This is a genomic window from Lactobacillus sp. 3B(2020), assembly GCF_013487845.1.
Classification (GTDB): domain Bacteria; phylum Bacillota; class Bacilli; order Lactobacillales; family Lactobacillaceae; genus Limosilactobacillus; species Limosilactobacillus alvi.
Genome location: NZ_CP047410.1, coordinates 1,093,269 through 1,108,171, shown reverse-complemented (window position 1 = coordinate 1,108,171; position 14,903 = coordinate 1,093,269). Strand labels below are relative to the sequence as shown.

General features: G+C 44.3%; 15 protein-coding genes and 1 pseudogene. 4 read left to right on the top strand and 12 right to left on the bottom strand.

Annotation, left to right across the window (positions count from 1 at the left end; translation table 11 throughout):
• Window position 1 precedes the first annotated feature (1 nt).
• The 12 genes and pseudogenes from GTO83_RS05465 to GTO83_RS05415 all read right to left on the bottom strand — a co-directional run bounded on the left by GTO83_RS05465 (window position 2) and on the right by GTO83_RS05415 (window position 8,235).
• Window positions 2-979, bottom strand: a complete 978-nt coding sequence (locus GTO83_RS05465; RefSeq protein WP_180869508.1) for a hypothetical protein — start codon at window positions 977-979, stop codon at window positions 2-4.
• A 2-nt stretch (window positions 980-981) separates the two neighbouring features.
• On the bottom strand, window positions 982-1,254 hold the full coding sequence (locus GTO83_RS05460) for a hypothetical protein (protein WP_180869506.1): 273 nt from the start codon (window positions 1,252-1,254) through the stop codon (window positions 982-984).
• Between the two features lie 256 nt (window positions 1,255-1,510).
• The gene (locus GTO83_RS05455) at window positions 1,511-2,176 is read right to left on the bottom strand and encodes a response regulator transcription factor (RefSeq protein WP_180869504.1); all 666 of its coding nucleotides are present in this window, start codon (window positions 2,174-2,176) and stop codon (window positions 1,511-1,513) included.
• A complete protein-coding gene (locus GTO83_RS05450; RefSeq protein WP_370524216.1) occupies window positions 2,169-3,149 on the bottom strand; it encodes a sensor histidine kinase in 981 nt (326 codons plus the stop codon). The genes GTO83_RS05455 and GTO83_RS05450 overlap by 8 nt, the downstream gene beginning before the upstream one ends.
• A 101-nt stretch (window positions 3,150-3,250) precedes the next feature.
• Entirely contained in the window at window positions 3,251-3,685 is a 435-nt protein-coding gene (locus GTO83_RS05445) for a GAF domain-containing protein (protein WP_180869502.1), read from the bottom strand.
• Window positions 3,686-3,745: 60 nt separating this feature from the next.
• Window positions 3,746-4,009, bottom strand: a complete 264-nt coding sequence (locus GTO83_RS05440) for a hypothetical protein (protein ID WP_180872135.1) — start codon at window positions 4,007-4,009, stop codon at window positions 3,746-3,748.
• Entirely contained in the window at window positions 3,999-4,592 is a 594-nt protein-coding gene (locus tag GTO83_RS05435) for a molybdenum cofactor guanylyltransferase (protein WP_219634227.1), read from the bottom strand. The genes GTO83_RS05440 and GTO83_RS05435 overlap by 11 nt, the downstream gene beginning before the upstream one ends.
• Entirely contained in the window at window positions 4,567-5,046 is a 480-nt protein-coding gene (moaC, locus tag GTO83_RS10965) for a cyclic pyranopterin monophosphate synthase MoaC (protein ID WP_239458039.1), read from the bottom strand. The genes GTO83_RS05435 and moaC overlap by 26 nt, the downstream gene beginning before the upstream one ends.
• Before the next feature lie 147 nt (window positions 5,047-5,193).
• Window positions 5,194-5,475, bottom strand: a pseudogene (locus GTO83_RS10960) (molybdopterin-guanine dinucleotide biosynthesis protein B); the annotation flags it as partial.
• A 29-nt stretch (window positions 5,476-5,504) separates the two neighbouring features.
• The gene (locus tag GTO83_RS05425) at window positions 5,505-6,725 is read right to left on the bottom strand and encodes a molybdopterin molybdotransferase MoeA (RefSeq protein ID WP_180869496.1); all 1,221 of its coding nucleotides are present in this window, start codon (window positions 6,723-6,725) and stop codon (window positions 5,505-5,507) included.
• Window positions 6,715-7,209, bottom strand: coding sequence for a molybdenum cofactor biosynthesis protein B (locus GTO83_RS05420; RefSeq protein ID WP_180869495.1), 495 nt, complete (start codon window positions 7,207-7,209; stop codon window positions 6,715-6,717). Before GTO83_RS05420 ends, GTO83_RS05425 begins: the two co-directional genes overlap by 11 nt.
• Before the next feature lie 15 nt (window positions 7,210-7,224).
• On the bottom strand, window positions 7,225-8,235 hold the full coding sequence (locus GTO83_RS05415; protein ID WP_180869493.1) for a HesA/MoeB/ThiF family protein: 1,011 nt from the start codon (window positions 8,233-8,235) through the stop codon (window positions 7,225-7,227).
• Window positions 8,236-8,376: 141 nt separating this feature from the next.
• Here GTO83_RS05415 and GTO83_RS05410 point away from each other — a divergent pair, with 141 nt between their 5' ends.
• From GTO83_RS05410 to narI, 4 genes are read left to right on the top strand one after another with little or no spacing between them, the layout of a single operon-like run.
• A complete protein-coding gene (locus GTO83_RS05410) occupies window positions 8,377-12,039 on the top strand; it encodes a nitrate reductase subunit alpha (RefSeq protein WP_180869492.1) in 3,663 nt (1,220 codons plus the stop codon).
• Window positions 12,029-13,588, top strand: a complete 1,560-nt coding sequence (gene narH / locus GTO83_RS05405; RefSeq protein ID WP_180869490.1) for a nitrate reductase subunit beta — start codon at window positions 12,029-12,031, stop codon at window positions 13,586-13,588. Before GTO83_RS05410 ends, narH begins: the two co-directional genes overlap by 11 nt.
• Window positions 13,581-14,159 carry a nitrate reductase molybdenum cofactor assembly chaperone gene (gene narJ, locus GTO83_RS05400; RefSeq protein ID WP_180869488.1) on the top strand — a complete coding sequence of 193 codons (579 nt, stop codon included), beginning with the start codon at window positions 13,581-13,583 and terminating at the stop codon, window positions 14,157-14,159. Before narH ends, narJ begins: the two co-directional genes overlap by 8 nt.
• Window positions 14,152-14,841 (top strand): respiratory nitrate reductase subunit gamma, encoded by a 690-nt coding sequence (narI, locus tag GTO83_RS05395; RefSeq protein ID WP_180869487.1) that lies wholly within the window; start codon window positions 14,152-14,154, stop codon window positions 14,839-14,841. Before narJ ends, narI begins: the two co-directional genes overlap by 8 nt.
• Window positions 14,842-14,903 lie beyond the last annotated feature (62 nt).

The following is a 14,903-nucleotide window of genomic DNA, read 5'->3' as shown; positions in this document are numbered from 1 at the left end:
GTTAGGCCTGTGATTTTGGTTCACAAATTGCGGCAATTTGTTCAGCAACGGGGATAAAGAGATCACTAAAGAGTTCTTCGCAATTAACTGCAGTTGTTGGATTTTGCTCGGCTTGTTGCGCCCGTTTAAAAGCAGCCTCCCGCATTTGAACAATTAATCGAGACTTTTGGTGAATGAGATGTTTAGTTAACTTATCATTTTCTTGACCGTAGCGTTGCAAGAAAAAGTAGAAGATTTGGTAGAAAGTATTGTCTAGCGCCCAGAAGAAAGTTGACCGTCGAACGTTATCGTTTAGCGCTTGAGCGAAGAGATCATCGCCAATGATTTCTTGCCGGGTAAAGTTAGCCGCTGACATGACAATCGCTTGAACCGCATGCATTTCGGCCATAAAGGTACTGAAATGATCTAACTCATCATCGGCTAATCTCATTCCGAGGTTGGTTTCTCGTTCCTCGATTGACATCCGTTGAAAATTAGCAAGGTATTCTTTTTGAACGTCATCAAAGTCCGCCATTAGATCAGCTTCCACCCCTAATAAAAGTTGGTGGTTAGTTGTCAAATAGCCCTTAATAACTGCCCAAATTGCTTGAAAACTACTGCTAAAATCATTGAAAAGGTCTTGGGTAGTCCCAATAATTTCTTTTTCAACTTGGTGGTTTTCTTCGTGCGGAGCAAACCGAACCACCAATGGAATTTGGTCACTTTCGTAGTCCAATCCGCGTTCAGCTCGTTGTTTACTTTCGTATTCTTTGAGTTCATTGAGGTCAATTAAGCCCAGGGGCATCACGTTTATTTCCCCGTTCGTTAACATAATCTGCAGGGAGAATGGGGTATCGGCAGCTTGATTCATCGTAAAGGACTTCAATGCATCATAGAGCTTATCGTGGGTATCAAGTTCATTTGTTGGATCAGCATAGAATCCTGAGGTATAAATTGCGGTGTTAAGATAGTTACGATTAAGTTGACTTTGAATATCCATCGTTACCCTTCCTTTGTACTTTGGTTAGTGAGGCTAGTCAATTTTGCTTCACCCTTGGCAGTTAATTCCGCAGCAGTAAGATCAAACGTGGCAAGCAATTGATGTTGACTGTTTTCTAATTTTGCTCCCTGAAGATATCCTTCGTCGACTGCTAAGCAAATGGTTTGAAAAAGCATTGAATTGGGGTTAATTTGCCGCCGGTTAGGGAACCGGTGACGGGAAACATCACTTAAGATTCCCCGTAGTTCTTCATTTGTACTAACGTTGGTTGCCATTTTTGCTTCCTCCAAAATTCTATTTTCTTCATCGTACCGGTCTTTAAGTGGTAAGTCTATAGGGTAAAAACACTAAAAACAAAAAAGGCTCCGCCGAAAGCGTCCGATAATAAACTAGGCAGGCATGGTTGTAGGTCCAAGACTGGCAGCTTATCTCGGTACAGCTTTCAAAGCAGAGCTGGATTACGCAAAATGTAATCTAACGAGGTGTTAGCTTATCAAATTGAACTGTCTGATAACGTTATTCCAAACTCAGTCACAGATCAATTAAATGGTGGTGTACGGCGTATCGCACTAATTCGGCCCGACTTGAAAGCTTGAGCTTACGGGTAATACTTGCTTTGTGGGCTTCAACGGTTTTAGTGGAGATAAATAACTTACTAGCAATTTCTTTATTCGAGTAACCAAGGGCAACAAAGGGGAAAACTTCTTTTTCTCGCTTGGAGAGGCTAGCGTAACCAGTTAAGCCATTGACTTCAACGCCATCCCGGTTAATTTCTTTTAAGTCGTCCTTAGAAAGTTGAATATTACTATCTAGATACTCGGTCCCGTTGATGACGTGCTTCAAGGCTTGGATAATCTCGCCATCAGTCGAGCTCTTAAGGATGTAGGCCGTTGCTCCGTTATGCAAAGCTTGATTAATATATTCCTGCTCTTCGTGCATGGAAAGAATAATAATTTTAACATCCGGGAATTTTTCGTGAATCCGTTGGGTTGTGACCAAGCCACTTTCCCCCGGGGGCATACTAAGATCCATAATTAAGATATCGATTCCCCCTTGCTCAACTCGCATGTAAGTGTCAGAACCGTTTGCAGCTTCGGCAATAACTTCAAAAAGAGGTTGTTGATTGACCAAATAAGCAATGCCGGACCGGACGACGGCGTGGTCATCTGCAACTAAAACGTGGTAGGCCTTACTCATTAATTGTCTCCTCCTTTTGGTGGTTTGATTTGGTAATTGGGAACCGAACCATGACCGTGGTTCCTTCCCCAAGGGCGGAATCGATATTGAAGGTTCCATTCAAAGCCTTGATTCGCTCGTTCATGTTCATTAGTCCCATCGAATGACCGTTGTAATCATCTTTATTACTGTTGATTTCGAAGCCATCCCCATCATCGATGACTTCTAGACTAATAAAGTTTGGATGCGTCACTAACATAATGGTAATTTCTGTTGGATTGGCATGGCGAAGAGCATTACTAATCGCTTCTTGGGCAACCCGGTATAAAACACTTTTTACATCATCAGAGAGATGTGTATCATTTACCTGGTTAATAACTGTAAACCCGACTCCTGAATTTTCTTGCAGCCGCTTAGTAAGCGCTTTGAGCGCTGTAACTAAGCCAAAACTATCTAAAACACTGGGGCGAATTTCTAAGGCCATCCCCTTAACTTCCGCTAGAGTATCATCAAGTTGGGTCTCAACCATTTCAGCGATTGCTTGAAGTTCATCGGAACTTAGTTTTTCGTTTTCAATTCGTTGAATTCCCATTCGCGCCGAATATAAACCCTGGGCAATACTGTCGTGTAAGTCACGAGAGATGCGCTTTCGTTCATCTTCATACGCCCGGTTAACGTATTGATTTAGTTGCTTTTGCTGGGCCAGTTCGTTTGCCCGGTGGAGGGCTTCTTGACTTTTTAGCTCAATTGCTAAAACTTCATTTTCTTCATCTAAAACCTGATAGGTAATAGAGTAATGAAGTTTTTGACCTGTCTTGGTAGTTAAGGTGAGCGGAATAATGTGGTTAGGCATATGATCCAAAATTGCACAGTTGAAACAATTATCAACAACGTTTTGCTGCTGCGCAATTTTATTACGAGCGACTTGCAGAAGGTAGGTTAATTTTAAATCTAATTGGTCGAGTAATTCCCGTGCAAGTTGGTTGCTTAACACCAATTCGTCTTCTTGAAAAATCAGGAGTGCATCTGATGAACGATCGAAAAATTTTTGGATCCATTTACTAGTTTCAAGTATAAAAAAAGTTGCCTCCAATCCTAGTGAAGGTATTGGGACAACTTTTGAATATCTTGGTCGTTCATTTCTTTTTTGTGCTCCCGGTAACCAGCCAAGAGCACCCCAACGACTTGGTTAAACGGCGCCTTCTTAATTGGCACAGCAACAACGTTGGTTAATTGTTCTAACCGCGCAATCGGACAATAAAATTGATCGCGGTAGTCAAGTTGTAAAATTTCGTTATTCAAAAAGGGGTGACCGGTTTGGACAACCAGTCCTGCTAGCCCAATACCTCGCCGTAGAACAATTCGCCGCCAACGTTCATTGATGTTACCTAAAACATGGATCCACCGAGTTAAATGAGGACTCTGATTTTCACGTAAAGCAACTCCAACAAAGTCGTATTTACTGGAATAATAAAGTCGGGTAACCACTTCTTGATAGCGGTTACTCACTGGTGCCTGTTCTACGCTCATTACTCTTCCTCCTAATTATAAGGCAATTTTCTAAAAATTTAAATATTCCAAAAAGAATATTTATTTCATACTGTGATAATATTGATCAAGATCAATATTGAAGTTTGGATCAGCATACTCTTTATAATGATCGTAATCAGCTTGAATGGCAGTAATCTGATTATCGAGATCTTCTAACTCGGCATCCTTTTCTAAAGAACGCATTTCTTCGTTAACTTCAGCCACCCGGTTTTCTAAGAGGGTCCGACGAATCGTCAGATCGGCCAAAACTAAGGTGATTAGTTTTTGAAAATCCGGTTCTGTCATTTCAGTTTTATTTTTGATCATTGTCAATTCTCCTTTGGTAATTACAGTTTACTAGGTTCGTTGGGCTCGTCAAGGGTTGACAAGCGAGTTCTTTTAGAAAATCTTGAAGGCGGTGGCGGGAATGTTCAGCGAGCCAGGTTGTGATGACCGCTTTACTTGTTATCAAATGAGCCAACGTATAATGGGCTTTTACCAAGTCGGCTAAGTAAACTTGGGGATGGCTAACCATTTCTTGGAATACCTTTGGGGGAAGTTGGGGATAGTCAACTGCAGTTATAACAAGATTAACCCTTTGGTTAGGCGAAAATTTGGATAAGCCGGCATAAATTCCCCCAAGGGGACCAATTCCTAAGTAGGGGGGCTGATCAACAATTACCTGACACCGCTCGAACTTAGCCACAAGGTTACGGATGGCAACAAGATTATTTTTATTGGCAACCACGATAACTTGTTGGCAAACGGGCAGGAGGCGTTTAACGGCAATTAGGACGTTTGGCTCTTGCGTAATAATTGCCAGGGCTTTGTCCCTCCCAAATCGGTGGGACTGGCCCCCAGCTAAGACAAGCCCATAGGGTTTATTCTCCAAAGACGAAGTGACCACTCTTTCCACCATCCTTTTCAAGGAGATGGACATCATGAATGACCATTCCTCGATCCATTGCTTTACACATATCGTAAATAGTTAAGAGGGCGATTTGGACCGCATTTAAAGCTTCAATTTCAACCCCAGTGACGTGCTTTGTTTTTACTTTACTGGTCACGGTTATGGTGTCTTTTTTGTTATCGCTAAAGTGGAGATCAACCCCGGTAAGCGGGATGAGATGGCACATAGGGATTAATTCACTCGTTTTCTTAGCAGCCATAATTCCGGCAACTTGCGCAACAGCTAGCACATCGCCTTTCTTAATTTTTCCTGTCTTAATCCGGGACAAAGTGTCTGGGTGCATGGTAATTTGGCCCGTCGCGGTCGCAACCCGACTGGTAACGGCTTTTTGAGTAACGTCAACCATTTTTGCCCGGTCTTGATCATTAAAGTGGGTGAGGGGATCTGACATTTTCTTTTCCTCCTGAAGGTGTGTTTGTAAATACGTAAGTAACCAATTAACGATTTGATCAGTTCCAATTAAATCAAGGTCTGGGCGGTCGGTAAGACTGGCGAAGGCGAGGATCCCTTTTTGGTGCCAGTTAGTTGCAAGCTCATCTGGCTTTAACATTACAAGCTTGGGATAAGGGCCTGCCTTATAGCCTTCAATTAGGCGCACTGCAGTTGGACTAAGGCGGCTAAAGGTTGTTTCCAAGGCTTGGGGTTGTTGAAAGTGGTAAAAACTTCCCTGGTTTGAATCTAAAACAACCTGGCTAGCACCAGCTTGGCTAAAACGATCACTGTCGGTCCCTGGTTGATCCATTTGACCCCAATGAGCATCGTGTTTTACCGCGGCAACAGATACACCAGCTTGAGTTAACGCTTGAATTAGCTGAGTCATAATTAAGGTTTTACCACTTTTTTTATGGCCTACGATTTGAATGGTAACAACCATGTCGTCACCTCCGCGTTTAAGGCAATCGGTTTTTCACTATGCGGAATAACACAGAAACAGGTTGTGGTTTGGAGGTTTGCAAGTGACCCTGAACGGTCAGTGCCGTTTGGATAAACTAAGAATTGACCGTCCTTAAATTCGTATGTGCACCGTAATACGCGGTCATAACCATTTGTCTTGGTGTATGGCTTAGCTAAAATTCCCTTAACTTCTTTAATCCGGGATGGTCGGTGTTGATAGCGCCGAATTAAAGGCTCCACATATAGGTAGAAACCAACAAAACAAGCTCCAGGATTTCCAGAAAGGGCCATGACAAAGGTACCATCTTGGACAAAGGCCGTCGTAACGCTGCCTGGTCGTTGCTTAACTTTATTGAAGAGCAAGTTATCAGCCTGCCGAGCGGCGTCCCCAATAAAGTCATAATCACCAACTGACACGCCACCGTCAGTAATGACGATTTCGTGGGTTTGAATTACTTTTTCCAGGGCGTCTTTTAATTGTTCTGGTTCATCAGGTAGTTGAGCTTCAAAGTCAACGATCCCACCGGTTTCTTCAACCAAGCGCTTGAGCATTGGGCCATTACTATTATAGATTTTGCCAGTTTCGATTGGCTTTCCCGGTTGGAGTAATTCGGATCCGGTTGCTAAAATCGCAATTCGGGGTTGTTGGTAGACGGTAACTTGTTCAACGCCAAAAGCGGTTAAAGCGGCGATTCCACCCGGATTAATTTCTTGATTAGCAGCTAACACTTCATCCCCAGCATGGAAGTCCGTCCCGATTTCGGTAATGTTACTGTGGGATTCAGTGGTTAACATCCGCACTGTTTTGCCGTCTTTGCTTGGCCGGGTTTTTTCAATCCGGATTACTTTGCTAGCTTCTGTCGGGACGGCAGCTCCGGTCATAATCCGGACCGTTGTCCCTGGTTCCAGTGGTTGATCCCAGGTTGCTCCCGCGGGAACTTCACCGACAACCTTAAATTCTCGGGGAAAATCATGGTCATCTTCAGCTAAGATGGCATAACCATCCATCCCCGACCGGCGGAAATGCGGATAATCGTAACTCGCTAAGGCCGGTTTTGCAAGCACCCGGTGATTAGCCTCGATAGTGGGGATAATTTCAGTCTGCGGTTTTAGTGGTAGGTTGGCAATTTTCGCTTGGGCATCAGGAATACTGATTGGCGTCCGTCTAGTTAACATGATGGTGCATTTCCTTTCTGGCTTCACTTCGTTCAAAGAGTAAGTGTTGATAGTCTGGCAAGATTAATTTCTCAAGGGCTAGGGTAACAGCATTAACCGAACCCGGAACACAATAGGTTAGTTGATTCCGGTAGTTAAAGCCACAAAGAGCCCGGGAAGCAAGTCCGCGGGTCCCAACTTCTGTAAATGATAATTGACGAAAGGCCTCACCAAAACCAGGGATCTGAGTGGTTAAGAGAGGCGTGATGGCGGGGATGGTAACGTCCCGTTTGGCAATGCCAGTACCCCCATTTAAGATGATTAAATCTGGCTCGGTAAGTTCAGCTTGTAAGTAGGCAGCTTGGATCTTAACAAGATCGTCTTTTACAATTACATAATCAAGACATTCTGCCTCCGCAGCTAAAAACTTTGCTTTGATTAATTGACCACTCTTGTCATTGGCTTTGGTTCGAGAATCACTAACCGTAATAATTGCAAATTTCAATACCCAACTTCCTCTCTATTTGATAGTAATTTCTTGCAGGGCGGTAAGCTCAGCGGTCGCCTCCGCCAGGCTAGACGCTCCATAAAGAAGTAACCGACCATTTTCAAAAATACTTACTTTATAATTGTGCCACTCAAGCCCAATAAAATGGAACCCGGGTTTTGCCTTAATTTGGTAATTGGCAAGTTGATTAGCAAGTTTAGCTAAATCAAGTTTGGCTTGGAGATTAAGCGAGTAAGTATTGGTTCCACATAGTACATGAACTTGACTTTGAAAAGGCTTTGCTGTTGGGAATTGTCTTTTTTGACAAGCCAAACAATGGTCGTTGACTTGAATCTTAAACTTTTGAAATTGCATTGACCAACTATCAAGCGTGATGAGGTGATCGTAATCAACTTGGTTAGGAGCAATCAAAAGCTTCATCGCCAGGGCCACCTGTAAAGAAGCAACCAAAGGAACCAGCGGGGTGGTAACTCCAATTAAGTCACAATCAGTTTGCTTTAGTTGTTCAATATTCGGATACAAACACCTTAAACAAGGGTGATGGCTATCTGGTTTGACCGCCATGACCGAACCAAAAGTCCCAGCACAGGAAGCAAAGAGATAATTGAAGTGATTTTTAATTGCAAGGTGGTTGATTAAATCGCGACTAGTATAGTTATCGAGACAATCTAAAAGGAGATCGAATTGGTTGGCTACCAAGACATCTTCACTTAATGGTGCGGGGTAAAGGTGTAGTTTTACCTGACTATTAATTGCTAAAAGATGCTCTTTAGCAGCTTCAACCTTTAATTTTTTTGCGTTTACATCAGCTTCAGTATACATTGTTTGCCGCTGTAAATTCGTAACCGAAAGGGTATCTGGATCAACTAGGGTTAATTCACCAACCCCGGCCCGAACTAATTCTTCGGCAGCGTAGCTCCCAAGTGCTCCTAGACCCGCAATTACGATGTGAGCAGCGGCAATTTTGGCTTGACCAGCTGGGCCAATTTTGGAAACACGTGCTTGTCGATCATAACGGTTCATCAAACCACCTCAATTCAAAATATAGGTATTTCCCTAGTCGTAGTATAGCAACCTTGGTGATAATCTTGGTATTAGGGAAATGGCTTACTTTAGCAAATTGTCCCCGCTTTAAGCCGCTTATTTAAGAAGGAGGTTAAAACTGTGCTTAAGTCACGCTTTTTCAATAAAGTTGAAAAGTTTAACGGTACCTTCACCCAACTCGAAGAACATAATCGGCGTTGGGAAAAACTCTATCGGCAACGTTGGGCCCACGATAAAGTGGTCCGGACGACCCACGGGGTTAACTGTACCGGTTCTTGTAGTTGGAACGTGTATGTTAAGCAAGGGGTAATCACTTGGGAACACCAAGCAACTGACTACCCATCTTGTGGTGCAAACATTCCAGGATATGAACCTCGGGGATGCCCTCGAGGAGCAAGTTTCTCTTGGTATGAATATAGTCCAGTTCGAATCAAGTATCCATATATTCGCGGGCGGCTTTGGAAGATGTGGACGGCTGCCAAGAAGGATCACGAAAATCCAATCGATGCCTGGGCAAGTATTGTTGAAGATCCAGTCAAGGAAAAGGAATACAAAACCGCACGTGGTAAGGGTGGCATGGTCCGGGTCCACCGGAACGAAGCCCTTGAAATGATCTCGGCCGCCCTGCTATACACTATCAAGACTTATGGTCCTGACCGGATCGCTGGTTTTACGCCAATCCCAGCCATGTCAATGCTTTCCTTTGGTTCTGGGGTCCGGTTCCTTTCCTTAATTGGTGGGGAAGTCATGAGTTTCTACGATTGGTATGCCGACTTACCACCGGCATCCCCACAAGTTTGGGGTGAACAAACCGATGTGCCTGAATCAGCCGATTGGTATAACGCTTCCTACATTATTATGTGGGGGTCCAACATCCCATTGACCCGGACGCCCGATGCCCACTTTATGACCGAAGTTCGTTATAAAGGGACCAAGGTAGTTGCGGTTAGTCCAGACTACGCTGAAAACGTTAAGTTCGCTGATGACTGGATGGCTCCAGAACCAGGGACCGACTCTGGGGTTGCCCAAGGAATGACCTATGTCATCTTAAACGAATTCTACCAGCAACAAACCGTGCCATACTTTGAACAATATAGTAAGCAATATACCGATTTGCCATTCTTCGTTGACTTGACGACAAGTGAAGCTAACCAGGATCACGTTACTGCTGGGCGGTTTGTCCGGATCTCTGACCTAACAAGTGAAAAAGTTTCAAATAGTGAATGGAAGACGGTTATCTTTGATCAAAACAGCCACCAATTCATCGTGCCAAACGGAACCCTTGGTCAACAATATGACGAAGGAAAGAAGTGGAATCTTGAATTAACAACTGAGGACGGTCAAACCATTGATCCAGCCCTTTCAGTTGAAGCAACTGGTGAAACGAGTCAAGTAATCATTGACTTCCCTGCTTTTAGCAACGAAGGGAATGAAGTTGTTCAACGGCATATCCCGGTGAAGACAGTTGAATTTACCGATGGGACCACTCACCAAATTGCGACTGTTTACGACTTAATGCTTGCCCAATACGGGATTAAGCGTTATGAAGGCGATGAACTCGCTGCTAAGGATGAAACTGATGCCACTAGCGCCTTTACACCGGCTTGGCAAGAAAAACGAACAGGAGTTAAGGCTGATCTGGTAACCCAAATTGCCCGAGAATTTGCCCAAACGGCCATTGATACCAATGGTAAGTGTATGGTCATCATGGGTGGTGGGGTTAATCACTGGTTTAACGCCGATATGAACTACCGGGCGATCATTAATATCTTGATGCTTTGCGGTTGTGTCGGGGTTCAAGGTGGTGGTTGGGCCCACTACGTTGGTCAAGAAAAGTTACGACCACAAGAAGGTTGGGCTAACATTACTTTTGCTAACGACTGGGAACCAGGTGGTTTCCGCCAACAACAAGGGACTTCTTGGTACTACTTCGCTACTGACCAATGGCGATATGAAGAAATGGATAACCAAGCTCAATATTCACCGGTTTACAAGGGAACCCACCGCTACTTAAACAATGCGGACTACACCCAAATGGCAATTCGGTTAGGTTGGTTACCATCATATCCTGAGTTTGATCGGAACTCCCTCTCCTTCACTAAGGATTACGGTACCACCGACATGCAGGCAATAAGTAAGCACGTGGTCGAAGAGTTGAAGAACGGGAAGCTTCACTTCGCCGCTGAAGATCCAGATGCTAAGCAAAACCAACCAAAGGCCTTCTTCTTATGGCGGTCAAACCTGTTTGCTTCTTCCGGGAAGGGTGCCGAATACTTTATGAAGCACCTGCTTGGAGCGGAAAATGGTTTGTTAGCTAAGCCAAATAACCGCTTAAAGCCACAAGACATGGTTTGGCGGGATGGTGATACAACCGGGAAGCTTGATCTTGTTGTTGACATGGACTTCCGGATGGTTTCAACAGCAATGTATTCCGATATAGTCTTACCAGCCGCAACTTGGTATGAAAAAGAGGATCTTTCTAGTACTGACATGCACCCATTCATTCACCCATTTAACAAGGCAATTAGTCCAATGTGGGAATCAAAGAGTGACTGGCAACACTTTAAACTCCTGGCTAAGACCTTTAGTGAAATGGCTAAGAAGTACTACAGTGAACCAGTTTATGACTTGAAAACCCAACCACTGGGCCACGGAACACCTGGCCAAGTTGGGCAACCAATGGGGGCCATTAAAGACTGGAAGAAGGGTGAATGTGAACCAATTCCGGGTAAGACAATGCCAAGCTTGAAGCTAGTTAAGCGGGATTACACCCAAATTTACGACAAGTTCATTGCCTTAGGTCCAAACATTATGAAGACTTATGCTTATGATGTTCAACCTCAATATAATGAATTGAAGGACATCTTAGGGTCCTATGATGAAGGGATTAACGCGGATTGTCCACGGTTGGATGAAGACAAGAACGTTGCCGAAGCCATTTTGCACATGTCAACAGCTTCTAACGGAAAGTTAGCAGACTTAGCTTGGAAGAAGAAGGAAGCCCGGACGGGGGAACCCCTTGAGGACATTGGACGGGGGCACGCTGATGACGTGATGAGTTTTGAAAAAATCACTGCTCAACCGCAAGAAGCCTACCCAACCCCTATCGGAACCTCGGCTAAGCACGGTGGTGATCGCTACTCAGCCTTCTCTCTTAATATCGAACGGAAGATTCCTTGGGAAACCTTGACGGGGCGGGAACAATTTTACCTTGACCACGAAATCTTCCTTGACTTTGGGGAAGGCTTAGCCACCTTTAAGCCATCCTTACCACCTCAAGTGATGGGGCCAGCGGATACGGATATTAAGCCAGCAGACAAAGAAGTTACCTTACGTTACATGACCCCACACGGAAAATGGAATATTCACACCATGTACTATGATAACCTCGAAATGTTAACGCTCTTCCGGGGTGGCCCAACCGTTTGGATGAGTCCAAAAGATGCGGAAAAGATTGCGGTCAAGGATAACGACTGGGTTGAACTCTACAACCGGAATGGGGTTGTGACTGCTCGGGCCGTGGTTTCTCACCGGATGCCGGAAGGCTCACTTTATATGTACCACGCCCAAGATAATGAAATTTACGAACCATTATCAACGATTACTGGTAATCGGGGTGGTTCGCACAATGCGCCAACTCAAATTCACGTTAAGCCAACGCACATGGTTGGAGGCTACGGTCAATTGAGTTATGGTTGGAATTATTATGGACCAACTGGTAATCAACGGGACCTTTACGCAAACGTAAGAAAATTGGAGAAGGTGAACTGGAATGAAGATTAAAGCCCAAATCGGAATGGTCTTGAACCTCGATAAGTGTATTGGGTGTCATACCTGTTCCGTGACCTGTAAGAACACTTGGACAAATCGCCCAGGTGCGGAATACATGTGGTTTAACAATGTTGAGACCAAACCAGGGGTAGGTTACCCTAAGCGTTGGGAAGACGAAGAACAATACCACGGGGGTTGGACCTTAAACGCAAAAGGAAAGTTGCAATTAAAGGCTGGTAGTAAGTTAAACAAGATCGCCCTTGGGAAGATTTTTTATAACGAAGACATGCCAGAACTGGATAATTACTATGAACCATGGACTTACGATTATAAGACTTTGTTTGGTAAGGAACGGAAGCACCAACCAGTTGCGCGGCCAGTTTCTCAAATCACTGGGAAGCGCATGGAATTAACCACCGGGCCGAACTGGGATGATGACTTAGCCGGTTCCACGGAATATGTTCAACAAGACCCAAACATGCAAAAAATCGAAAGTGATATTAAGAAGAACTTTGAACAAGCTTTCATGGTGTACTTACCACGACTGTGTGAACACTGCTTGAACGCTCCATGTGTAGCTTCATGTCCATCGGGAGCAATGTACAAGCGGGACGAAGACGGGATTGTCTTGGTTGACCAAGAACGATGCCGGGGCTGGCGGTTCTGCATGACGGGTTGCCCATACAAGAAGGTTTACTTCAACTGGAAGACGCACAAGGCCGAAAAGTGCACTTTTTGCTACCCACGGATTGAGGAAGGGATGCCAACGGTATGTGCTGAAACTTGTGTTGGGCGGATTCGTTACATTGGGGCGATGCTTTATGATGCTGACCGGGTTGAAGAAGCTGCTTCAACTGCAGATGAAACGAAGCTGTACGAAGCGCAACTTGGTTTGTTCTTAGATCCAAACGACCCCGAGGTGGTTAAGCAAGCCTTAGCTGATGGCATTTCTGAAGAAATGATCGAAGCCGCCCAAAAGTCACCAATTTACCGGATGGCGGTTAAGGAAAAGATTGCCTTCCCCCTTCATCCTGAATATCGGACGATGCCGATGGTTTGGTACATTCCACCGCTATCGCCAGTCATGTCCTATTTTGAGGGACGGGATTCAATTAAAAACCCAGAAATGATCTTCCCGGGAATTGATCAAATGCGCGTACCAGTTGAATACCTTGCCAATTTATTAACTGGAGGGAACGTACCAGCGATCAAGCAAGCCCTTTACAAACTTGCAATGATGCGGCTTTTTATGCGGGCACAAACGAGTGGTCATGATTTTGATGAAAGTAAGCTCAAAAAGGTTGGTTTAACGGCTAGTCGGGCCAAGAGTCTTTACCGGCTACTTGCAATTGCTAAGTATGAAGACCGGTTTGTCATTCCACAAAGCAACAAGGCCCAATTGGAAGATGCGCAAACCGAACAAGGAAGTCTTGGCTACGATGAATGTGAGGGTTGCGCTTTAGCACCACAACACTCCAGCATGTTTAAGAAGGCCGAAGCTGGTGAATCCACTAACCAAATCTACGCAGAAAGCTTCTATGGAGGGATTTGGCGTGATTAATTTTGAACGGATTAATAAACTTAAAGATGTTTGGGCAGTTCTTTCACGGCTATGTGATTATCCCACGGAGACGACTTTTATCTTGGAAAATCGCGCAACATTAGCTGAAAATTCAGCACTATCCCCAAAATTTCGCCAAGAAATATTAGCTTTATTTGATGAACTGGCCGAACCAAGCAAGTTAGTCCGGGAAAGCCACTATTCAGAACTGTTTGAACTCAACCGTCGCTATACCCTTTACATGTCATACTACAAGATGACTGATTCACGGGAACGCGGAACGGTCCTAGCAAAGCTCAAGATGCTTTACGAAATGTTTGGTATCACTGAAGTGACAAGTGAATTATCTGACTATTTACCAGTATTACTTGAATTCTTTGCTTATGCTGATTTTATGGATGACGACCGCCAGGGTGATCTACAACTTGCCCTTGGGGTAATTGAAGATGGGACTTATAACCTCATTCAAAAAGCGGCCGCCGATGCGGATGATCCTTACATTAAGTTGATTGGGGCAATCCGCCAACTGATTAAGTCCTGTTTAGTAAAGGAGGCCACGGAAAATGCATAATGGCTGGTCAATTTTCTTTTGGGTGGTTTATCCATACGCCATGTTAATCCTCTTTTTTGGAGGAACAATCATTCGTTTTAATCGTTATGGAGCAACTATCACTGCTAAATCTAGTGAGATTTTAGAAAAGAAGCAACTGATGATTGGGAGCATTCTCTTCCACGTTGGGATCATCTTAGCCTTCTTCGGGCACATTTTGGGAATGTTAGTACCAAAGTCATGGACGGCATACTTTGGCATTACTGACCATATGTATCACATCTTTGGATCCTTAACGATGGGGATTCCAGCTGGGACCTTGGCCCTTGTTGGGATGGCAATTTTGACTTATCGGCGAATGACAAATGATCGGGTTCGGGCAACGAGTTCGATTAATGATATTCTCGTTGACTGGTTACTCCTAATTGTGATTTGCTTGGGAATGGCATGTACGATTACTGGAGCTTTTATCGAATTCGATTACCGGTCAACCATTTCGCCATGGGTCCGGAGCTTATTTACGCTTCATCCGCAATGGCAGTTGATGAATAATGTCCCATTAATTTATAAGATTCACGTTTTCTCTGGATTCTTAGTTTTTGGTTACTTCCCATTCACGCGGTTGGTTCACGCTTTAACCTTGCCATGGCAATACACCTACCGGCGCTACATTATTTACCGGCGGCGGATCAGTGTAAATTAAATTGCAATCGTGAATAGCCCATATCGATCGCCTCGACGGGGTAAGGTGAATAAAAGTTAATC